This is a genomic window from Chamaesiphon sp. VAR_69_metabat_338, from assembly GCF_031423935.1.
Lineage (GTDB): Bacteria > Cyanobacteriota > Cyanobacteriia > Cyanobacteriales > Chamaesiphonaceae > Chamaesiphon.
The window spans coordinates 1-21,792 of the sequence record NZ_JANPGM010000660.1 but is presented as its reverse complement, the minus strand read 5'-3'; the positions used below and the strand labels follow the sequence as shown (position 1 = coordinate 21,792).

The 21,792-nt window shown below is 47.7% G+C and carries 18 protein-coding genes, 2 tRNA genes and 1 other annotated feature; of the genes, 8 read left to right on the top strand and 12 right to left on the bottom strand.

From position 1 onward, the window contains the following. Positions 1-40: 40 nt before the first annotated feature. Genes RMO84_RS18235 through RMO84_RS18225 form a run of 3 tightly spaced genes read left to right on the top strand, consistent with a single transcriptional unit; the run spans position 41 to position 4,122 of the window. Positions 41-856 (top strand): methyltransferase domain-containing protein, encoded by an 816-nt coding sequence (locus RMO84_RS18235; RefSeq protein ID WP_310489857.1) that lies wholly within the window; start codon positions 41-43, stop codon positions 854-856. Positions 857-870: 14 nt separating this feature from the next. Further along, positions 871-3,174, top strand: coding sequence for a glycosyltransferase (locus RMO84_RS18230; protein ID WP_310489856.1), 2,304 nt, complete (start codon positions 871-873; stop codon positions 3,172-3,174). A 12-nt stretch (positions 3,175-3,186) separates the two neighbouring features. Continuing rightward, positions 3,187-4,122: a glycosyltransferase gene (locus RMO84_RS18225; RefSeq protein WP_310489855.1), complete on the top strand. Its 936-nt coding sequence runs from the start codon at positions 3,187-3,189 to the stop codon at positions 4,120-4,122. A gap of 347 nt (positions 4,123-4,469) precedes the next feature. Here the strand turns inward: RMO84_RS18225 and RMO84_RS18220 are convergent, their stop codons facing one another. The 4 genes from RMO84_RS18220 to rplJ form a co-directional block, all read right to left on the bottom strand. After that, the gene (locus tag RMO84_RS18220; RefSeq protein ID WP_310489854.1) at positions 4,470-5,687 is read right to left on the bottom strand and encodes a glycosyltransferase family A protein; all 1,218 of its coding nucleotides are present in this window, start codon (positions 5,685-5,687) and stop codon (positions 4,470-4,472) included. A gap of 54 nt (positions 5,688-5,741) precedes the next feature. Then, entirely contained in the window at positions 5,742-7,676 is a 1,935-nt protein-coding gene (locus tag RMO84_RS18215; protein ID WP_310489853.1) for a hypothetical protein, read from the bottom strand. Positions 7,677-7,984: 308 nt separating this feature from the next. Continuing rightward, positions 7,985-8,371 (bottom strand): 50S ribosomal protein L7/L12, encoded by a 387-nt coding sequence (gene rplL, locus RMO84_RS18210; protein WP_310489852.1) that lies wholly within the window; start codon positions 8,369-8,371, stop codon positions 7,985-7,987. Positions 8,372-8,430: 59 nt separating this feature from the next. Next, entirely contained in the window at positions 8,431-8,952 is a 522-nt protein-coding gene (rplJ, locus tag RMO84_RS18205) for a 50S ribosomal protein L10 (protein ID WP_310489851.1), read from the bottom strand. Positions 8,953-8,998: 46 nt separating this feature from the next. Beyond that, positions 8,999-9,161: a sequence feature (ribosomal protein L10 leader region), on the bottom strand. A 593-nt stretch (positions 9,162-9,754) separates the two neighbouring features. Between rplJ and RMO84_RS18200 the strand changes: the two genes are divergently transcribed. The 3 genes from RMO84_RS18200 to RMO84_RS18190 all read left to right on the top strand — a co-directional run bounded on the left by RMO84_RS18200 (position 9,755) and on the right by RMO84_RS18190 (position 11,858). After that, a tRNA-Leu gene (locus RMO84_RS18200) sits at positions 9,755-9,838 on the top strand. A gap of 83 nt (positions 9,839-9,921) precedes the next feature. Further along, the gene (locus tag RMO84_RS18195; protein WP_310489850.1) at positions 9,922-10,698 is read left to right on the top strand and encodes an RNA methyltransferase; all 777 of its coding nucleotides are present in this window, start codon (positions 9,922-9,924) and stop codon (positions 10,696-10,698) included. A 161-nt stretch (positions 10,699-10,859) separates the two neighbouring features. Next, entirely contained in the window at positions 10,860-11,858 is a 999-nt protein-coding gene (locus tag RMO84_RS18190) for a GntR family transcriptional regulator (RefSeq protein ID WP_310489849.1), read from the top strand. A gap of 50 nt (positions 11,859-11,908) precedes the next feature. Here RMO84_RS18190 and argF read toward each other — a convergent pair whose 3' ends face one another. The 6 genes from argF to RMO84_RS18160 form a co-directional block, all read right to left on the bottom strand. Next, positions 11,909-12,832 carry an ornithine carbamoyltransferase gene (gene argF / locus RMO84_RS18185; protein ID WP_310489848.1) on the bottom strand — a complete coding sequence of 308 codons (924 nt, stop codon included), beginning with the start codon at positions 12,830-12,832 and terminating at the stop codon, positions 11,909-11,911. Between the two features lie 98 nt (positions 12,833-12,930). Next, the gene (locus tag RMO84_RS18180) at positions 12,931-14,103 is read right to left on the bottom strand and encodes a 1-deoxy-D-xylulose-5-phosphate reductoisomerase (protein ID WP_310489847.1); all 1,173 of its coding nucleotides are present in this window, start codon (positions 14,101-14,103) and stop codon (positions 12,931-12,933) included. Between the two features lie 157 nt (positions 14,104-14,260). Then, positions 14,261-15,475 carry a glutathione S-transferase family protein gene (locus tag RMO84_RS18175; RefSeq protein WP_310489846.1) on the bottom strand — a complete coding sequence of 405 codons (1,215 nt, stop codon included), beginning with the start codon at positions 15,473-15,475 and terminating at the stop codon, positions 14,261-14,263. Between the two features lie 215 nt (positions 15,476-15,690). Continuing rightward, positions 15,691-17,109: a glycosyltransferase family 1 protein gene (locus RMO84_RS18170; protein WP_310489845.1), complete on the bottom strand. Its 1,419-nt coding sequence runs from the start codon at positions 17,107-17,109 to the stop codon at positions 15,691-15,693. A 211-nt stretch (positions 17,110-17,320) separates the two neighbouring features. Further along, positions 17,321-18,385 carry a glycosyltransferase family 4 protein gene (locus tag RMO84_RS18165; protein WP_310489844.1) on the bottom strand — a complete coding sequence of 355 codons (1,065 nt, stop codon included), beginning with the start codon at positions 18,383-18,385 and terminating at the stop codon, positions 17,321-17,323. 390 nt (positions 18,386-18,775) lie between these two features. Further along, complete coding sequence (locus RMO84_RS18160; RefSeq protein ID WP_310489843.1) at positions 18,776-18,946, bottom strand: hypothetical protein; 171 nt, start codon at positions 18,944-18,946, stop codon at positions 18,776-18,778. A 273-nt stretch (positions 18,947-19,219) separates the two neighbouring features. Between RMO84_RS18160 and RMO84_RS18155 the strand changes: the two genes are divergently transcribed. Beyond that, positions 19,220-19,291 (top strand) — tRNA-Gln (locus RMO84_RS18155). 91 nt (positions 19,292-19,382) lie between these two features. Next, positions 19,383-20,213, top strand: coding sequence for an HAD family hydrolase (locus RMO84_RS18150; protein WP_310489842.1), 831 nt, complete (start codon positions 19,383-19,385; stop codon positions 20,211-20,213). 260 nt (positions 20,214-20,473) lie between these two features. Here RMO84_RS18150 and RMO84_RS21415 read toward each other — a convergent pair whose 3' ends face one another. Together RMO84_RS21415 and lpxB are read right to left on the bottom strand one after the other, a co-directional pair. Then, entirely contained in the window at positions 20,474-20,695 is a 222-nt protein-coding gene (locus RMO84_RS21415; RefSeq protein WP_396135894.1) for a hypothetical protein, read from the bottom strand. 325 nt (positions 20,696-21,020) lie between these two features. After that, positions 21,021-21,792, bottom strand: a 772-nt coding sequence (gene lpxB / locus RMO84_RS18140; RefSeq protein ID WP_310489841.1) for a lipid-A-disaccharide synthase, incomplete at its 5' end; no start/stop codon positions are given.

The following is a 21,792-nucleotide window of genomic DNA, read 5'->3' as shown; positions in this document are numbered from 1 at the left end:
GATCGAACGAACTCAATCACATTAGCAAGGGTGAAACATCATGAATATTAATTCCGATCCGATAGTCTGGCCAAAACTAGAAGAAGAGTTAGCTCCTTATCTCAAATATATTCACGGGATCGTGTTAAATGCTGGCTCCGGACAGCGGGAAATTCAACTAGGCAAGCGAGATTTAAACATTGATATCGTTCCTAGCAATAAACCGGATATTTTAGGTGACTTACACGCCTTACCATTGCAAGATAACGCCGTAGATACGATCGTCAGTATTGCCGTTCTAGAACATACTCGCTATCCGTGGATTGTTGCCAAAGAATTTCATCGTGTCCTGCGAACTGGTGGCTATGGCGTAATTGCGGTGCCGTTTCTACAGCCGCAACATGCCTGTCCGCATGACTATGTGCGCTTTACCGAGCAGGGGTTAGTTGAATTAATGAAATATGTCGGCTTTGACGTCATCGAAACTGGCCACGTACATCATTTCGGTCAAACCCTTGCTTGGCAGATCTGGGAATATTTGAAAGGTAGCAAAACTAACAAATGGACGTTACCGTTCTGGTGGGTAGTCGTCAATCAACTCTCCAAAGGCAATTTCTTTAAAGGCAATAGCGAAACAACTCATAATACTCATTACGTTATCGTCCATAAGCCAGGTGAAATAGTCGATTCAACGGCGGTAGATGACAAATTATTGAATAATGCCGATCCTAACAATTGGTTTTATCCACTGCTGATCTGTCCTGAGACAATTCAGCCGCTCCAACTTACCGACGATCGGTTGGTTTCTCAAGATGGTCGATTTGCTTATGATATTGCCGATAATATTCCAAATCTCCTCCCCAAAAGTCATTCATAATAGCTGTATTTTCAATGTTAAATCAAATTACTAAGTATAGTTTTTTAGTTGATTTTAAAGATGAGATTGCTAGCTTATTTCCCGATCGAACTGAGAAGATTGCCTTATTAGTTGCCTCTGAATATGAAGGCTACTATAAAAATGGTGGAATTGGGACTTATTATAAGGCTTTAAGTCAGAGATTAAAAGCTGAAGGTTGGTATGTGATTTTGTTGCTGTGCGCGACTGAAGATCGGTTTCAGGGTAAATCGAAAGTACCCGCCCTCGATCGAGTTTTTTCGACGATCGAAGTCGAAGAAATTTTGACCTTGCAACCGATCCATCGCGCCATATTAGCAGAAGCTAAATCAGATTTTTTTGATTACCAAAGCTTCTGTATTTTCTTTTTCATTCAGGCTCTATCAGCTTGTTGTCCGGCGGCGCAAATCTATGCAGAATTTGCCGAAATGTCCGGCTATGGCTATCGGACGATTCAAGCAAAACGTGTAGGTTTGGTACCCAAATGCGTTACTTCGGTAACTTTGCACAGCGGACATGAATGGATCGACGAAGCTAATGAAAAATTCACAGTTCCCTATCCCCAAGATTTCTGGCAACTTTGTCACTACGAGCAGAATTCATTTGAAAATGCCGATCTCAGCTTTCATCCTTCCAACTTTATTCGGAATAAGGTCAAAAGTTATGGCTGGAATGTCGATCGAGCGATTCGATTACCTTATTTCGTGCCGCCGATCGCTCCGATTGTCAAGAGTAAATACAGTCAACTAATTCAAGCCAAATTAGTCGATCGGCAAATCCCATTAATTTTCTTTGGTAGGTTAGAAGAAAGAAAAGGATTGTGTACGTTTATCCAAGCATTTAAGAGCTTAGATCCAACAGTAGCCGCGCGATTCCGCTTGGTGTTTCTAGGCAAAGTTATTCCCTTACAATCTTATGAGTTAAAGCATTTAGATAGTCAGCAATATATCGAGCAAGAATTAAAAGATATCTATGATTATGATATTTTTGAAAACTTATTTAGTGCCGAAGCTCTCAATCTGATTGGCGAACTCGATCGGGCAATCGTGTGTCTGACTAGCCCCCAAGACAATTTCCCCAATAGTGCGCTAGAAGTTGGACAACTGCCCGTCAAGATTATTGCCGCCGATACGGGCGGGTTTCGCGAGACGCTGGGGCTATTAGAGCGATCTGCTGGCGTCCACTGGTTTCCAGCCGGCAATGTGCGATCGCTAACCCAAGTGCTGACGGAAATTCTCACCGACGATCCTGAGTCCCTAGTCGTACCCACCGCCGATTTTCTAGATAAACTCAATCAAAACTTACTCGCACAGCGCACCCAGTATATCGATGGCGTATCGACCCCGTTGCCAACTCCCTGTTTGCCAACAGTGACGATCTGTATTTTCTATCAGGATGGCAATGCCACCTTATTAGAATGTCTGGCGAGTTTGCACCAACAGACTTACCAGCACTGGCAGATTGTCATTGTCGCAGTGGCAGTTGAAACCAAAGCAAGTCAGCAGCTTTTGAGTGTCGCTCAAAAACAATTCCCGAACCTTCAGATCGTCCATTGCGAGCGATCTACGGTGGCAATCGATCGACAACAGCTATTCACCGCCATCGGGAAAACCGATCGAGTCTTATGTTGGCAGGCTGATGAAATTGCCGCCACCGAGATGCTAGATAACCTGGTGAGAGCGGCTCTAACTGCCGATACCTCGATCGCTACATGTCCGCCGCTGATCGACGATTACGCGCCACAGGTATACAATCTGCGAGTAGGGTTTGTCTCCCAATTACTCGCTTTAAGCGTCAGAACGACTGCTAATCTCCTAGTTGACACTAGATTACTCGATCGCCTCGATTGGACTGTGAATTTTGAGATCGATAGCTTGGGCAAATATCTACTGGCGATCGCGATTGCCACTGGTACCAAGATTGCTTATTTTCCCTACCCACTCTATTGGACTAAAGCAAATCCCGAGAACGCTAACAAAGATGTCATCCTCCGCGAAGCTTTCAAGCTGCGCCAGTATATCGCTACCGTCGAGCCATCAGCCTGGAACATCCGCCAGTTATATATGCTCAAAGCTGGCATTCAGCAGTTGGTTATCAACTCTGGGAATATTGGTGAAAATCTCACTGCCAATCGCGGCTTCAAAGGTTTAGCGGGTTATAGCGTCAAGACATTGGTCAAAGCTTCAGCTTGGAAAGTCGCCAAAAAGTCCTACAGCCGGATTTCTAAGTATGAAAATATCGGTATTATTTCCACCATCAAACGGACGTTAGTGCAATTTTTTGCAGAAAAGAATCCTTAGCTGGTTAAATTCATGACCCTCAATGCCACGATTGCGATCGTTACACTCAACCGGCACGCGCAGGTAGCCGAAACATTAGGTTATCTCGCTGACATCGATTTGAGTGCCGTACTGGAAATTTTAATCGTCGATCAAACCGACATCGCGATCGATTTAACTGGCTGGCAAGCGAAATTTCCCGTACCGCTGCGGTTGGTACATTTAAGCGTCAAAGGCTTGTGCATCGCGCGCAACCAGGCTTACCAACACACCACCGCCGATGTCATTATTTATCTAGATGATGATGTGATTCCGAGTTTCGATCTGGTCAATCGGCATCTACTTACCTATCAAGAACATCCCCAGGCGATCGCCGTAGCCGGACATGAGGAATTACCGGCGAGTGTTGCTAGTCCGCTGTGGAAGCAGATCGCGCGGAAATCGATCCTCACTTTATTGCGTCCTTACCTCCAACACAGCCCAGATTATCGATCGTTTTTAGATGTCGAGGGCTATCCAGTCGCGCTGATTACCAACAGCGGGTTATTTTTATGTGACTTCAGCCGTCCTTATCCTTGCAGAGTCATGACTCCTAGAGGCTGCAACATGTCATTTATGAGATCGGCATTGATCGCGATTCAAGGCTTTGATGAAGGGCATCTGGGCAACGTGCGGCGCGAAGAATCCGATGCTAGTCTCCGGCTGCTCAAAGCTTTTCCAGACAAGGAAATCTGGTTCGATCCGCAAGCTACCGTCGTCCATCTGATGAGTCCGTCTGGTGGCTGTCGATTTACCTCCCAGCGCGAGTGGTACGTGCATTTATTTATGTGTGAAGCCCGGTTTGCCCGCCGTCATCTCTCGAATCTTGGCTATAAATTTTTCTGTATCCGGTTTACCCTCTTACAGCTCGGGCAATTAGTGCGTTATCCAGAATTATTTAAAATCCTACTCAGCCCCCAATCCTCCTAAGAGGATGTTTGAAAAAGTCTAGCTTGTTAAGCTCAAACCCTAGAAATCCCCCCTAACCCCCCTTAAAAAGCTACCGTGTATACACAAGGCTGTTGGACTTCGTTTTTAGATCTAAATCCCCCAACCCCCTTAAAAAGGGGGCTTTAAAAGTCCCCCTTTTTAAGGGGGATTTAGGGGGATTCTCACCAATATCGCTTCTAACTAGAGATGTGTATATACCGTAGCTTAAAAAGGGGGGAACCGGATTCTTAGCCCCCCTTTTTAAGGGGGATTTAGAGGGATTTACCAACTTGAAACGCAGCAATTGGACTTTCCAAACATCCTCTAAATCAGACCCCTGTTTTCACTCAGCCAATTTTGGTCGATCGCCACATTTGTTTCAATTCAAACCACTTACTTCTTAATTTCCAAAACTTACTAGATTGCATCGATGATATCGTCTCATAACACCGATTTAGCTCTTGTGCTAGCGATGCATTTAGCTCGTGCTCCGAGGGAGCCGATGTATTTGCGGCAGATCCGTCTGGAGTCTGGGCTAAATTCTCGGTAGCTTTAGATATTAAATTTTGATGGTTCATCCCCGCGACTAAATTACGACGAGCACCAAATAGTTTCTCTGATGTCGTGTTGATGTTGGCAAGTTCGGGAAACTTAGAATTAAAATATCTGGCCATGTTTACCCTAAACTGATTAGTCGTATTAATCATGGATGAAGTATGCACGCGGTAATAACTGAGTACTTCGGGAACTAACTTAACAACACAACCATTTTGGGCAAATTTCAACCACAGATCGTAATCTTCAAAGCCAAACCAACCATATTCAACTAACTCTGTGGAATAGCCACCAACGGCGATTAAGATATTTTTGTCAAACATCGCCATCGCATCGATGTATGGATCTTGGATTAGATCGCCCAAATTCCATTCTGTATCTGAGAATAAACAAACGTATTTCTGAGTATCATTATTGAAGATCTCGATCTTGCCATAGATGCTCGCGTAATTGCCAGATTTTATCTGTGCGTGCATGACTGACAAGCAATTGGGGGCGATCCAATTATCAGCATCTAGCATGAATACGTAGGGAGCGAGAGCTATTTTCAAGCCAATATTTCTGACGTCAGCTAAACCCGTATTTAAATGTTTTTTAATCAGACAAATTGGTAAATCGGAATGTTCTAAATATTCTTCAACAACTTGAGCCGAATTATCGGTAGAGCGATCGTCGATGACTAATACCTCAATCTTGACGCTACTATCTGCAAACACAGAAGCGGCGACACTATCTAAACATTGGTGGATATATTTCGCATAATTATATAAAGGAATAATTACACAAATATCGGGCCGATCGACCGATCGATATCGATCGCTAGCAATTGACTGCCAAGAATCACAGCCCATCGCTTCAAATACTTTCGCCGACTGCAAGCGGGAGACGACGAGCAACCTTTTTTCATCGAGGCTGTGAATATTTGGTGATGGATCTGTGGTCATGTGCCTATTGCCGAGCATCGATCGTCGATCGCGTAAATTTGCATAGTTAGAGTTAGATATTGACACAACTTAGTGTTGTGATCTAAACCGAAAAAATCGGCGATCGATAATCTCTTGAAACTATCCTTGAGGGCGGTAGGTTTGAATTTGCTTGCCATCGGCACCGTAGACTTCGATCGGGAGTTTGGCATTTTCACCGATCGCTTGGAGGGCGTTACCAAGGGTATTCACATGGTTGATAATTCCAACTTTGGCATTACCATTGCCTTGCGCCGAGGCTACCAAAGCTGTCTGCATCAACGTCTGGGCGTAGAGGGGCGTCAGCCGCACGACGATCGCTTTATTATTTACCGCGTAGGAGCAGATTTGAGGATTGCCAGCACAAGTCCGTTGGAGATCGCGATTGGCCATCGCCATCCGTTGTGTGGCCTTAAACTGGGTTTCGACCTGTTGAAAATTCTTGGTATATTCAGCGATCAAGGGCTTGGCTTGAGTGTAAACCGAACTAGTCGGCGGGATGCTCTGAATCGCGACTACTGCTTGATTCCATTCTGGAAGCGATCGATCCAGCAGGTTGTTTTTTTGCATCAGCTTGGCCGATTGCGCTAATTTAACGGCTTTGTTATAGTTTTGGGTCGCTTTTTCTTCTTCCCCAACCTTCTCTTGCGCGGCGGTCATCTGGGGTTGAACGGATTTGAGCAATGCTTGAGCTTGAGGGTAAATGGTAGTTGTCGGCGGAATGCTCGTTAATTGAGTATTAGCACCATCCCATTGCGTTTTGACCTCGCGCCATTGCGCTAGCGAAACAGCAGATGTTTGAGCTTGTTGAGCGGCTTTAATGCCCTCTGTCGCCGATTTAAGCTGGCGTTCGGCAGTGGTTTCGGCTTCAATCCGGCGATCGATATCGGCCAACCTACCTTGATAGTCGGTGCGCTTTTGATGGGCCAGCGGAAAGAGCTTGCTCTGGGTGGCAATCGTGCCCAGGCTGCCGACTGATTCCGTCCAGAGCTGTTTGCTTTGCTGCCATTGCCCGACCGCGACTGGCTGGGTTTTGACCAGATTGGTGGCTTGATAAGCCTTATTCATTGCGGCAACAGTCGTATCGAGATCGGCAACTAGCGGTGCCGCGATCTGGAGCGATTTTTGAGCGGTATCGTACTTATCGGACCAAACCGGAATCGAGTTGAGCGTATCGACACTTTGATGCAATTGTTTTTGCGCAGTCAAGACATCTTGCCCCGTCGCTTTGGGATTTTCGATCGCGACTAAGGACGATTGGGTCAGTTGACTGGCAGTATTTAGCTCTGGACACGCAGACAAAACACAGGGACGCGTCCCCATATAACCAGCCCCCGAACCGAGTGCTAGTAGCCCTAGCCCGCCGATGAGCGGCAACAACATTTTACTTTTGCGGTTGGCAGCAGGCGGATAGGCAGAGTGATAGTTCTTATTGGTCGTCCCAAAGGAGTGCTCGATATTGGCGACAAAGGCATCGGCATCGATTTTGACTAGCCGATCTGAGGAATAACCCGATTTATAACTCGATTGCGTAGCGAGACTGACAATTTCCTCGTCGTTCGGTACGATCTCGGGCACTGTGGAAGGAGTAAAGTCTGCGTTTTCCATACGATCGGCTGAGATGTGAATGGGTTTCCCAGGTGTAAGATCTTGATGATGGCGATCTAGGGCAAGCCGATCTTCGCTGGTGGCTGTCATTTCTGGCCCTGCTTCCCCTGGAACGGTTTTCTTGACTAAAGGATAGACAGTAAAGCCTTGTTGGCTATATGGACGTTGATTTCCTTCCGTGCGCAAGTAGAGCTTGACCGCTAACGGGGTTTTTGGCTCCTCAGCTTGCAAAGCACGTTCTAAGACACTAAAAGTATCGGGAATATCGATGGCAATATTGGCAGGATGCTGGGCGAGTACCCAGAGGGTATCATCCTTATATAAACACTGCACCTGGAATGGAATAATCCGCCCTAAGTGAGCGTGAAGAGAGTTTTGGAGAAAACACTCTAAAATTTTGAGGTCATCCAGTCGCGTGGCTGAGTGCATATATTAACCGAAAGCTATCGGCGAAAATCGATGGAGTTGCGATCGAACTAGTCAGTAGTAACTGAAATTGTAGCTATGAGCTAGTAACGGTAATTGATAATTATTGCATTAATAATAGCTTAAAATCTTACCAGATTTGTCGATCGAAATGTAATCGTTCGATCGCCAGCCAGATCCGACACCATCAAAAAAAGAAATCCACGGCTAGGGCAATTGCGAAATTACCCCGATCGTGAATTTTGGCTCTAATCGAACGAAACCCCAGCCTAGCCATACATTCATACCTAGACTGGGATCGATCGCTAGATCTATTTGAGCGCGACTTTACCGCCAGCTTCTTCGATTTGTTTTTTAGCATCTTCAGCAGCGGCTTTGGGAACGCCAGTGAGGACATCTTTAGGCGTGGATTCAACCAAGTCTTTGGCTTCTTTCAAGCCCAAGCCAGTGATCGCCCGGACGACTTTGAGCACGGCAATTTTCTTGCTCTCATCAGCCAAGGATTCGAGGACGACGTTGAACTCAGTTTGCTCTTCAGCAGCTTCTGTGGTAGCAGCCGGAGCCGCAGCAGCAGCAACACCTACAGGTGCCGCAGCACTAACGCCAAAAGCTTCTTCGATTTGCTTGACTAGTTCAGCCGCTTCGAGCAAGCTGAGGGATTTTAACTGTTCTAAAATGGTATCGGTTGCTGCAGACATGGGGAAATTCCTAAAATGTATGAGTGAAAATGGGACTTAGACTTAGGTAGCTCTACGCTCTAACCCTTGTCAACGTGAGCTTGCAAGCTCCGAGCGATCGAAGCAGGTACCTCTTTAACACCGATAGCGATTTTCGCAGTAACGGAGTTGAGAGCACCAGCAATCTGCGCCATGAGTTGTTCTTTGGATGGTAAGTCGCCGATCGCTTTGACATCAGCACCGGTAAGGGCTTTACCTTCCATCACGCCACCGTTGAGTTCGGTTTTCTTGGACGCTTTTTGGAAATCTTGGTAAGCTTTAATCGAGCCACCAATATCATCTTTGAGCAGCAAGAAAGCCGAAGAACCTTTGAGTAATGGTGCTAATGCTTGCCAGTCGGTGTTACCTTCGATCGCTTTACCCATCAGGGTATTTTTAGTAACCGTACAGAGTCCGCCTTTGGGACGAATCCGACGGCGGAGGTCGGTGATTTCTGCCACGGTTAGACCTTGGTAGTTAATCACCGCGACCATAGTTGCTTCGCTCAATTCTTGCTTGAGCGCGGCGACGATCGTTTCTTTGTTTGCGCGGGTTCTCCCCATAATGATACTTACCTGTCGATCGAGTTTTGGGTGCGAACGGGCTACAGCAGCTATAAAACGAACCCCGACACTTAGTGCCGAGGTTGTCATTCAGTCGCATGCGATTTGTCGCTAGTCTTGCTAGCGATCGCTGATTACTGTTTGCGTTAACCTCGGCAGGGAATTAAGCTCTTAGCTCCTGCTGTCTATGGTTGGCTATTGAATTTTGGTTAACGCAAGTTTAGTCGCGACTGAACCTCAAAATAACGATTTATCGATAGTTATGCAGCAATGCCGCAAATTAGCCTTGCTTAATATAGCATGAGTGGAGTGATTGGGGCAATTAATTTTAGCGGGGAGCGGGGTTTGGTGCTTAGTCTTTAACCGCCCTCAAATAAATTTGGGGCTAAGAGCGAAAGTTCACTGAAGTGAACTGAAAAGTTTTTCTTTTGGCATATGAAACCACCCTGCCTGCTGACTCCGGCGGGGGGTCTGGGGGTTGCGACCCCCAGATACGGGATTGTGCGATCGCCAGTATCCTCCCACCCCACTTCCCACAGACCAAACCTTACGCAGGGGAGTTTGAGGGGCGGCGTTCCCGCCGTCTTGACCCAAACACATGCGGAGGGAACCTCCGCGTGATTTGGGTCGCTCCTCAACGGGGGGACTGGGGGTCGGAACCCCCAGATCCGGGTTCTGTCATCACAAACAACAATCGCAACCCACAAATATATATAGTTTGCCGCCTCGCTTAGTACCAGATACTTGACAAATCCCAGCCAAATCTTAGATAATAAAAAGCTGGTTTAAAAACCATAGCTTTGCGTGACTGGCGGAATTGGTAGACGCGCTAGATTCAGGTTCTAGTGTTCGCAAGGACTTCCGAGTTCGAGTCTCGGGTCGCGCATATTTTCTATTTAAGTTAGCATCCTCGGCACACAACGATCGGCGTTGTTTGCCGATTTTTGTAGTGTCTCGATCGCCACACCCATGCTAACCAGTACTCAAAACCCACTCATCAAACAAATCAAAAAACTCCACAGCCCCAAAGAGCGGCGGGAAACGCAATTATTTTTACTAGAAGGCACTCATTTAATTCAGGAAGCTTGCGCCGTTAATTATCCCTTACAGACAGTTTGTTATACCCCCACCTGGGAAGCCCGTTATCCCGAACTGTTGTCGATCGTCGCTGAAAATTGCCATCGATTAGAATCGGTCGGTGATGAAGTAATTAAAGCGATCGCCACCACCGTCAACCCCGACGGCATCGTCGCCACCGCACCGCGATTAGCCATCGCCCCACCCCCCATTCCCGCCAATCTGACACTCGTCCTATCCACCATTCAAGATCCGGGGAATCTGGGCACCATCATTCGCACAGCAGCGGCGGCGGGTGTCGATGGCTTGTGGGTAAGTCAGGATAGCGTCGATTTGGACAATCCCAAAGTCCTCCGTGCTTCGGCGGGACAATGGTTTCGGCTGGCAATGGGGGTCAGCGACGATCTTGCCGCCCTAGTCACAAGTTACCAAAACCAAGGCGTGCAGGTTATTTCGACTACTTCTACTGCCGAAACAAGTTACTGGGATGTGAATTGGCGATCGCCAACGCTGATTTTATTGGGTAATGAAGGCGCGGGCTTGAGTCAAGACTTGTTAGCCTTAGCCGATTTGCAGGTCAAAATTCCCATGTCTGCTACAGTAGAATCCTTAAATGTCGCCACCTCGGCAGCATTGCTGTCGTACGAAGCCCGCAGGCAACAGCATTAGATCGCGATGGTGCTGGAATTGCCGCCATCGAAGTTGAATCTACACTTAACTGTGATGGCGATCGTTGCGCCCGATCGATATCTCAGAGTGTAGTGAGGGTATTCTGAGAATGTCAGCCAAAATCTCGATCCCGCTCCTCTCAACTGTCAACCGATCTCCCGATGCAATTCCACATTCAGACTGATAGCGAAATTCCCGTCTCCAAACAACTCTACGATCAAATGTTGTTTGCGATCGCGTCTAGGCAATTTTCGCCAGGACATCGGTTGCCCAGTACCCGCCAATTAGCGATGCAGACGGGTTTACATCGCAATACGATCGGCAAAGTTTACAGTCAACTCGAAGGTACCGGCTTAGTCGAATCCGTTCCTGGTTCGGGGATTTACGTGCGATCGCTCGGACATGAGAGCAATCACCTAATTGCCGACTCGCATATCGATCCGAGCTTATCGGCGATCGATCTCGTCTCCCAAAGTCTCAATACCCTCCTCGCCCAAGGCTATTCCCTCAGTCAAGCCCGAGAATTGTTTTTGACTGAAATCGATTGGCGGTGGCGGTGTAGTGCCAGAGTCTTTGTGACAGTGCCCAAAACAGATTTGGGTGCGGGCGAATTAATGCTCCAAGAATTACAACAATCCCTGGGTATTCCGGTGCAATTAGTCACATTAGATAAGTTGGAAGCACAACTAGTGCAATCTCGGGCGGCGACAGTTGTTACCAGCCGCTACCATATCGGCAGCGTGGAGGCAAAATTAGCAACTAGCGAACTCGTGGCACCGCGATCGATCCGCGTGATTCCGGTGGACTTGCAGGACTATGAAAAAGAATTAGCCCTAGTCAAAACTCTTCCCAAAAATAGTTACGTCGGGATTGTCAGCCTCAGCGGGGGCATTCTCGCCGTCGCCGAAATGATGGTACACAGTATGCGCGGTGACGATCTGTTGGTAATGGCATGTCAAACCAAAGATAACTACAAGCTCAATGCTACGATCCGCCGCGCCCATACCATTATCAGCGACAAAGCCAGCCTGAATACCGTCCATCAAGCGATCGAAGCCGCTGGCGACGATCTAATCCGCATTCCTCAAGTGGTTGAAAGTGAGAGCTATATCGGCTTCAAATCAATTAACCTCCTCAAACGCGAGCTAGGACTGATTTAGGCTCTAAAAAATAATAAATCTCTACTAAAATTCGATCGAGTCTTAAATCTTTACTCAGCACCCAAGACGCTGACTAATAGAGCCTTCTGAGCGTGCATCCGGTTTTCTGCTTGATCCCAAACGCGAGAGCGAGAGCCTTCGAGGACATCATCGGTAATTTCTTCGCCACGATGGGCAGGGAGGCAGTGCAACACGATCGAGCTAGGATCGGCGAGGGTTAATAGTTCTTTGTTAACTTGATAGGGCGCAAATATCGGCACCCGCGCATCGGATTCGGTTTCTTGACCCATACTCGCCCACACATCGGTATAGACGATTTGTGCCTGACTGACGGCTTCTTGAGGCGATCGAGTGACAATTACTTGGGTGCCTTGGCTGGCGGCGATCGATCTGGCGCGCTCCACTATTTGCGGATCGGGGGTAAAATTAGCCGGACAGGCGATGGCGACATCCATGCCGACGCTCGCACAACCGAGCATCAACGAGTGCGCCATATTATTGCCATCGCCCAAGTACGCCAGTTTCAATCCCGCTAATTGTCCGAAACATTCCTGAATCGTCTGCAAATCTGCCAATACCTGACAGGGATGCTCCAGATCCGTCAGTGCATTAATAATCGGCATCTGGGCATATTTGGCAAAAGTCTCGACATCAGCCTGCTCGAAAGTCCGAATTGCTAATACATCTAAATAGCGATCTAATACCCTTGCCGTGTCCGCTAATGGCTCCCCGCGCCCGATTTGCATCGAGCCAGTATTGAGATCGATAACTTGCCCGCCAATCTGACTCATCGCTGCAAAAAAGCTCACCCGCGTTCGCGTCGAAGCCTTATAGAATAGCAGTCCCAGCGTTTTGTGGCAGTTGGGTTTAATTTTGCCTTGCTTGAGATCGGCAGCCAGTTTGAGGAGGGTGAGTGTCTCATCGGCACTCAGATCGGTCATGCTCAATAAATCTCGACCCTGTAAACCACTCATGCGATCGACCCTCAAACAACTAGTATGTTAATCAAACATGGAAAGGGTCAATCTTAGCATACGACTACGTTGAAGATCGATGAGTCGGGGGATTTATCCTATGCTGCAACTTGTTGACTGAATTCTAGTACCATCTGGCGCGCCCAAATATCGGCGGCTAAAATATCATCTAGACTCGGGTTGAGATTAAAATCGGCGCGATGCTTGTCGCAGACTTTTTCGATGACTTTGGGAATATCTAGAAAGTGAATTTTCTCATCTAAAAATAGTGCCACTGCTTGCTCGTTAGCGGCATTTAGCACTGCTGGCATCGAACCGCCAGCGCGTCCGGCGGCGTAGGCTAATTCGATACAAGGATATTTAACTCGATCGGGTGCTCTAAAGGTCAGATCGCCAGCCTTGACGAGATCGAATTTCTCCCAGTTAGTGGGGAGTCGATCGGGCCAGGACATCGCATATAGTAAAGGTAGACGCATATCCGGCCAACCTAATTGCGCTAAAACTGAGGTATCCTGAACTTCGATCAGCGAGTGGATGATACTTTGGGGGTGGACGACGATATCGATATCGTCATAATCTAAGCCAAATAAATAATGCGCCTCAATTACCTCTAAACCCTTATTCATCAGGGTGGCGGAGTCGATCGTGATTTTTTGCCCCATCGACCAATTGGGGTGCTTGAGAGCATCAGCAATGGTCACTGAGGCTAATTTTTCGGCTGGGAGATCGCGGAAGGCACCACCGGAAGCAGTCAGGATAATCCGGCGCAAGCCACCAGCCGGAACGCCTTGCAAGCATTGGAAAATCGCGGAATGCTCGGAGTCGGCGGGGAGTAATTTCACGCCATGTTTTTCGACTAACGGTAACACGACTGGCCCACCCGCGATCAGGGTTTCTTTATTCGCCAAGGCGATATCTTTACCCGCTTTAATGGCGGCGATTGTCGGCAAGAGTCCGGCACAACCGACGATACCAGTGACGACACTTTGAGCGTCACCATAGCCAGCTACTTCGATCGTCCCTTGTGCGCCAGCGACAATAATTGGATGGTAGTCTAAATCTGAGATCGCGTCTTTGAACTCGGTTAACTTGGCTTCATTCCCAATCGCTACAATTTCGGGGCGAAACTGCCGCACTTGTCGAGCCAATAGCTCGACGTTATTACCAGCAGCCAGTCCGACGATCCGAAATTTATCGGGATGATGTTCGACGATATCGAGAGTTTGCGTCCCGATCGAGCCAGTAGAACCGAGTAAAGTAATCGCTTTCACAATTTTTATGTTGCCGATCTTTATAAGATGTTTCTAGTCTCTTCATCTTACGGCGTTCGGGGATCGATCGTTTAGGAAACTTGATAATTTTGGGTCTTCTATACCAATCTCGCGGCAAGCAAGGAACTAGCGGCTTGGAGTTAGATTTCAGCTCATGTTACTTGCGGGCAAACTCTACAGGGCTTTGATCGCGGCGATGATTGAAGGGAATTGGGGTACCCTGAGCGTCGCCAACTAACGCCGCTGTTGCTTCTAAAGCCGATCTGAGCCGTCTGGCAGCATAAATCGACATATCGCGGGGGACATTAATCCGATCGCGGATATAGCGCAAGGCAGCGTCCGATCCTGGATCGGGAATACAATTGCCATCCGTCATCATGTTGGTTAGCGCACAGCGTAAAGCGGCATCTACTAATCGATCGTCAGCCGGATTGACGCGAATTAGATTGGCATGATGTTTAACAGTCCGGTAGAGAGCTTCAGCGCGTGCCGATTCGGGTTCGGGAAACAGAGCATCTGGCAAACCATCCCAATCGCCATTATCCACTCGCGCTTTATTTACGAGCATCTGCGGTTCGCCGTTTTCCCAGCAGCCGCCCATTTGGGGTGGCAAATCGTGGACGTGGGTGTGAAAGTCGCTTTGAGTACCGCGATAAGTTTCGCGGCTCTCCATGGCGTCAAACCAGGCGGCAAAGCGGGGATTGTCCTCGCGCAGGGAGTAGCCTTTGTAATAGTACAAGCTGGCATTCATCCGTTCGACATAGGGCGTGAAAATGACATCAGCGGTGCTAAATTTATCTAAAAAGTAATCGCTGGGTGTCGCGCTTGCAGCTTTTTCAACCATCGCCACGACGCTGATAAATTGCTCGCGATTGTGCTGTTCTTCGCGCGCCGAATTAGCCGGACGACACAGCCAGTTACACCACGCCCGAAACAATAGCCGCTCTAACTGGCGCATGGGTATGACAGATGGGTCGGTCATACCATAAACTAGAGAGCCGAAAGCCCGTTCCAGGGCAATTAGAATATCATCGCTTTCAGTAACGATGCGCCCGTCTAATTCGATCGCTGGCAGCATTCCCGATGGCACTTTGCGCTTGTACCAGCTCTCTTTTTCCCCATAGCAAAACATGGTGACTTTTTCGATCCGATAGGGGATTTGTTTTTCCTCCAACCACAACCAGATTTTCTGACAGTAGGGACACCAGGCATGATTGTCGCGGTAGAGCGTCACCCGTACGTCGGCTTCTGTGCGTCCGAATAGCCGCAATCGCGCTTGCGCGTTGGTGGCACCGTTAATGGGATCTCCTGGCAGGAAGCGAGCATCTGCCAGATCTGCTAGTTCTTGCCAGCTCAAGGGGTTCGTACTCATTTCGCGGATTGCAAGTTATTAATTTTACTGGCTGTTCGGAGCTGAAGTGGCATCTAGCTCGGCACAACAGCTTCTCTTTAGGATAACAGCAAAAACCAAGGGACTCGATCGAGTCCCTTGGTGCGGGCGGTTGCAACAGCCCAACATAGCATTCAGGGTAGGGACGATCGATCGTCCCTACCCTGAATTGTGAATGATTTGGTTAACCTAAAAGCTTAAGAGGCTTTAACAACTTGCTTGGGCAAGAGTGGGGAAGTCGCACTGGCAGTTCGGGGCAAGCTAGGACTGCTGATGGATTGAGCTAGTTGTTGCCGATAGAGGTCGCTCAGTTGGATCGCGACACCCGTCCAACTAAAGTTCTCCTGCACCCGTGTCGCTGCTTGCTTGCGAATTTTCCGCGCCCAGACTTCATCGGTCAGAATTCGACCGATGGCGTGGGCAAATTTGCTCGCATCTTGAGGCGGTACGAGTAAGCCAGTTTCCTCGGAGATGACGGTAAATTTCAAGCCGCCGACGTCAGATGCCACCACAGGAGTACCGCAAGCCATTGCTTCGATTGCCACCAAACCAAACGGCTCATAGTGGCTGGGAATCACACAGACATCGGCAGCAGTATAGTACAGTGCCAAGCGATCGTGTCCGACCATCCCGACAAAATCAGTATTGGCAGCTAAGTCTAGCTCGCTGACGATGCCCTCGATCCGCTGCCGCTCGGCACCATCTGCCTCCTGAGGATCGCTACCGCCGACGATTAAAAGTTTTAAGTTTTGAGGATCGATTTCTTCACCTTGCTCTAGTTGCGCTCGCAATTGGCTAGTCGCACGGACGAGGGTTTCAATGCCTTTACGTTTATCGAATCGACCGACATATAGCACCACTTTTTCTTTGGAGCTAATGCCTAATTGTTGGCGGGCATCGGCTTTGGAGATCGGGCGAAAGTTATCTATGTCGGTACCGCAAGGAATGATGTCGATCTTACCAATCCGCGAGACTAGTGTTTCTAAGTCATCTAGTTCTTGCGGACTGGTAGCCACCACGCAGTGAGCCTGTTCGAGAATTTGTTTTTCGACCGCTAGTCGGGTTTGAGCGATCGCGGGAATGTCGCTAACCGATCGATATTTAACGGCACCGAGCGAGTGATAGGTATGGATTAGTTGAATATTTTGGCGGCGTTGGAGTTCCATTCCCACCCAACCCGACATCCAATAATTAGTATGGGCTAAGGGATAATTTACCCCTTCTTTCTGTTGGAATTTTTGCAGCGCATCGACAAATTCGGGCATGTACTCAAACAGCTCGTCGCGAGGGATGTAAGCCTCTGGCCCCGCTGTCAGTCGGATCGTCCGACAATGGGGAGCGTGCTGGACGATCGTCGCATCGTAGGGGCTACTCTTACGAGTAAACATATCTACCTGCCAGCCCAGTTTGGCCAAGGCTTCACCGACTTGGCGGACGTAGACGTTTTGGCCACCAGCGGCATCTTTGCCGATTTCGGCGGCGGGGTCGCCATGTTCGGAGATCAGAGCGATTGCTTGGCGAGTCGGAATTTTGCTCCGAGCGGCAGCAAATGGTTGGAGAGGTTGTGTTACGGGTGAACTATTACTAATAGTTGTAGGGAATTTTCCGGTTGACATATCTGCACCTCGCTAAAAAATTGATATCGTCTGGTTGGTGGCGATGCCGTAGCGATCGCCCTTAAAATTGAGTTGTCACTGAGACATCAATCTCGAACCATTAGTGGACTTGGCATTGTTTCCTCCGCATCGAGCAAGTTTTCATCGGTTTACAGGTTGGCCTCAGGCTGGCAGACAGAGCCAGCACTGAGCCGCACCGAGGAATCTCGATCTATTTGGCACCTACCAAATGACCATTGCGGGCAAATTTTTCTGCCAAAATTTGCTGGTACACGGCTTCATAACCATTGGCCATTTGCTCGATTCCAAATCGATTGGCCACATAGTCCCGACAGGCCGTTCTGGAGAGAGCGGGAACTTTGGCAACTGCTTCGATACATTCGGCGACGGTATTGCAAATGTATCCGCTGAGGCCATCAACCACGACTTCCGGTACCGAGCCAAGATTCATGGCGATTACTGGGGTACCAGCGGCCATCGATTCGATCGTCACTAGTCCGAAGGGTTCGCGCCAAGTAATCGGAAATAACGTCACAAACGCGCGTCCCATCAATTCATTCTTCATAAAGTGATCGGCTTCACCCAAGAACTGAATCAACTCGCCGTCGATCTGGGGCTTAATTTGCTCTTCAAAGTACTCCACATCGAACGGATCGACTTTACCCGCCATTTTTAAGGGAATACCTGTAGCTTTGGCAATCTCGATCGCTAGATGTGTCCCTTTTTCTGGTGAGATCCGGCCTAAGAATGCCATATAGGCTGGCTCGTCCGCTGCCGGGAAAAAGTGATGGGCACTGACGTCGATACTGTTGTAAACAGTAGCAACATGGTTGAGACCCAATCTCGATTCTCGTTGAGCATTAGAAATGCTCACATAGGGTTGGGATTTAGCGTGGCTAAACATTTTTTCATTGTCTGGGGTGAAAATCCCATGCAATGTATGGATGGTCGGGGTCTGAGTCAACTTGCTATAAGGCAGTGCGACACAGCCCATATGTGAGTGAATCAGATCGAATTCTCCGGCTCGTTCGTATACATTTGCCAATTGGAGCATTTCATAAATGTTGTACTCCTTGATGGATGCATCCAAGCGTAATGCTTGCGGATGAATCGATTCTAATTTCGCAGAGGTGAGCGAATCGCCTGATGCGAATAGAGTCACCTCGTGGCCTCTGGCAACCAACTCATCTGTCAATAGTCCAACCACCAATTCTATCCCCCCATACGCTGGCGGGGGTACGCGTTCCCACAAAGGTGCAATTTGAGCAATTTTCATTATCGTTCTCCTGAAATATCTGTGATTACTAGCAAATACGGTTTGTTAAATGACTCGATCCGTCAAGATTTAGAGATGGCTATTTATGTAGTTAAAGACAGCCTATTCCGTGCTAGTAATTCACAAATAATGTCTTGAATAAGTTGATACTAAAATTATCAAAGCGTTACTGTGAAGCAGTCTCGCACATTGCCCGCAAGCCGTCGAGCTTACGTGTTTTTTTGTAAATATCTCTAAATCTTAGACGGTGTTTTTTGACTATTCCATTTATCTTAACAAAATCTTTATAATTCGACTACCTCAAAAACTCTCCTCGCAATAGTAGAATCTAGTATCCAGATTCAGCTCAGAATGTAGCTTAGACAACAAATATTTTTCAAAATTGATATTTTATTGACTAGCAGCGAGTAGCTCGATCTGCACCTCCTTTTTTGACATGTAAGTATTATTTAATACCCAGCGATCCCCTGGCGATCCCCGCATGAGAGCAGCAGCATCGCTAGCAATTTGGCCGAGCTTTTTACAGCCACAAACACAGTCATCATGGGAAGATCGCTGCATTTAGACAGCAGATTGAGCAGCTTTGGTTAGTTGCTAAAAATTGCTGTTCGCTAGAGTCGATCGACACCTGTCTATACCTAATCACATATCTCCCAGACATCGGAACTACCATAAGGATGATGTTGGCCGATCGCACATCGACCGGCCAATTGCCACAACCGCAACTGGATCTATCCCAAACAGGCGATTTTCACCAGCACTTTCCAAGAAATATTGCTTTTGCCCTTGACAGCAACCCAGATACTTGTGATATAGTTAGAAGTGTTATATCAATGGGGTGTCGCCAAGTGGTAAGGCATCTGGTTTTGGTCCAGACATTCCGAGGTTCGAATCCTTGCACCCCAGTTAAAAAAATACATTCATAAAGTAACGCAGTCAGAGACGAGCATACCTCTCTCTGGCCTGCTGTCACGTTAGTCAAAGGAATCACAACTGTATGAATGCTGCGCGAATTCTCGCCCTCGATTTCGATGGGGTGATCTGCGATGGGATGGCAGAGTATTGGCAGACGGCATGGCGAACTTACACGCAAGTGTGGCAACTAGATCGGTTGGAGCCATCGCCAGGTGTTGCCGAAAAATTTCGGGAGTTGCGTCCGCTGATTGAAGTTGGTTGGGAAATGCCGGTATTGATCAGAGCATTAACGCTAGGTATTTCTACCGAGCGGATGCAGAGTTCGTGGCAGCGCATCCGCGATCGGATCTTGGCTGATGGTCGGCTCAGCGGCGTTAAAGTCAGTCAGCAATTAGATGCAGTCCGCGATAGCTGGATTGCCCAAGACCCAGGTAGCTGGCTGGGTCTGCACCAATTTTATCCCGGTGTCATCGATCTACTTAAAGATCTGCCCAACCGTAAAATTCAGGCAGTAATCATCACCACTAAAGAAAGTCGGTTTGTCACTCAACTGCTGGCAGAGCAGGGCGTTGAGCTGGCTAGTGAATTTGTGTGGGGTAAAGAACTCAAACGCAGTAAAACCGACAGTCTCAAGCAAATCCTCGATCGCGGCACTAAAAAACCGCCGACGGTCTGGTTTGTCGAAGATCGACTCAGCACTCTCGCCAAAATAGCGACCCAACCCGAACTAGAGGCGGTCAAACTGTATTTGGCAGAGTGGGGCTACAATACACCGGCGGAGAGGGAATCAGCTCTCGGGCAGTCCCGGATTCAGACGCTCTCACTGGCAGATTTGCCCACGCTCGGCGGTACGCCTAAAAAAGCTGCTGCGAGTAAAAGTGAGACTAGCGACACTGTGGATCTAGTTTCTTAACTGCAAATTGTCATATAGCCGAGACGATCGATTCTGGGTGAGCATTTAGCCGTTGACGTACTAAATTTCATTGCAAGTAGAGCGTAAGGTTCTAAAACGCTGTGTGAATCAACGCAGTTTGGGATTTACCTTGATTCACCGATCGAACAATCGGTTTAATTTATTATCGTGAGTGGGTCGATCTTTGGCATCGAACCACTTTTTTTTGGATTTAGTCAATAGTGACTCGATTCAATAATACCCGCTCTGCAATATCATTATTATTTATTAGTAAACCACCGATCGTAGATTTCTTGATATTTACCCTGTTCTTGCAGCGATAAGAGGGCATTATTAATTAGCTTGCGATAGGGGCTGCCATTTTGTAAAGCGATCGCGTAGCTTTCTTTTCTAAAAATATTGCCAACTACTTGGACTTTGCCCTTACCATCATGAGCGGCATAATAGAGCAAAATTGGGGCATCGAATACCACTGCATCCACATCACTGTTATTTAAAGCAGTAAAGGTTTCATCGATCTGTTTGAATTCTGTGGTTTCGATTTTTTGTTGATTGAGATAGTTGGCAGAAGTACTGCCAGAGATCGTGGCGACTCTTTTACCTGGGAGATCTTGCGGCCCTAGCCAAATCGATCGCCAGCACGATCGCTAATGTGGTAACAGAGATCGCGCCTAGCAAAACTAACTTGTTCGACCATCGTTGAAGGGATCGGAAAATAGATCGATTGAGTTTCATGGACTTACCGATAAAGGCGATCGGAAGATCTTTTAAGTTATTATTAATTTTGACACTCGCTCTGCAAACTATTTATAGTTTAGCAAATATTGATTGGGCGACTCGATCGCAAACACCAGGATCGCCCAGAGCCAAGCGCAGATAATTATAATCAGATAGCATGCGCGCTCGTCGTACTGGATCGAGTAATAGTTCGAGACTTTCACTAGCAATCCGATCGGGATTGGCATCATCTTGCACGAGTTCGGGGACGATAGATTTCATTTCCACCAAATTAGTTGGCGAGATGTAGGGAATCGAAAACTTAAATAAATGTTCGGCCATCCAAGCTGTCACCCTACTCACTCGATAAATCACGACTTGAGGAATATTTAGGAGTGCTAATTCCAGACTAACTGTCCCACATTTAGTAATTGCTAAATCTGCGGCACAGAGAACTAGATCGGTATTTTGAGTTACTAAAGTTGCGTTAATTTGATACGATCGAATCGCGCTTTCGATCTCTGCTTGAAAAGCATCGCGGGAGAGGGGAATCCAAAACCGGACATTAGGTAATTGCGCCTGAATTTGCTGTGCGGCTCCAAAGATTGCCGGTAACAGATACCGTAACTCTTGTTTGCGGGAAGCGGGAATCAAAGCTACGGCAATTTCATCATCAGTAATTCCTAATTTGTCGCGAGCAACTGCTCGACTAGCTAGAGTTGCAACTCGATCGATTAATGGATGGCCGACATAATTAACTTTGGCACCGCGTTCGCTAAAGTACTTCGCTTCACCAGGAAAAATTGCCAAGATTTTATCTGTAAATTTGACAATTGCCTCGGTCTTTTTGGTACCGATCGAC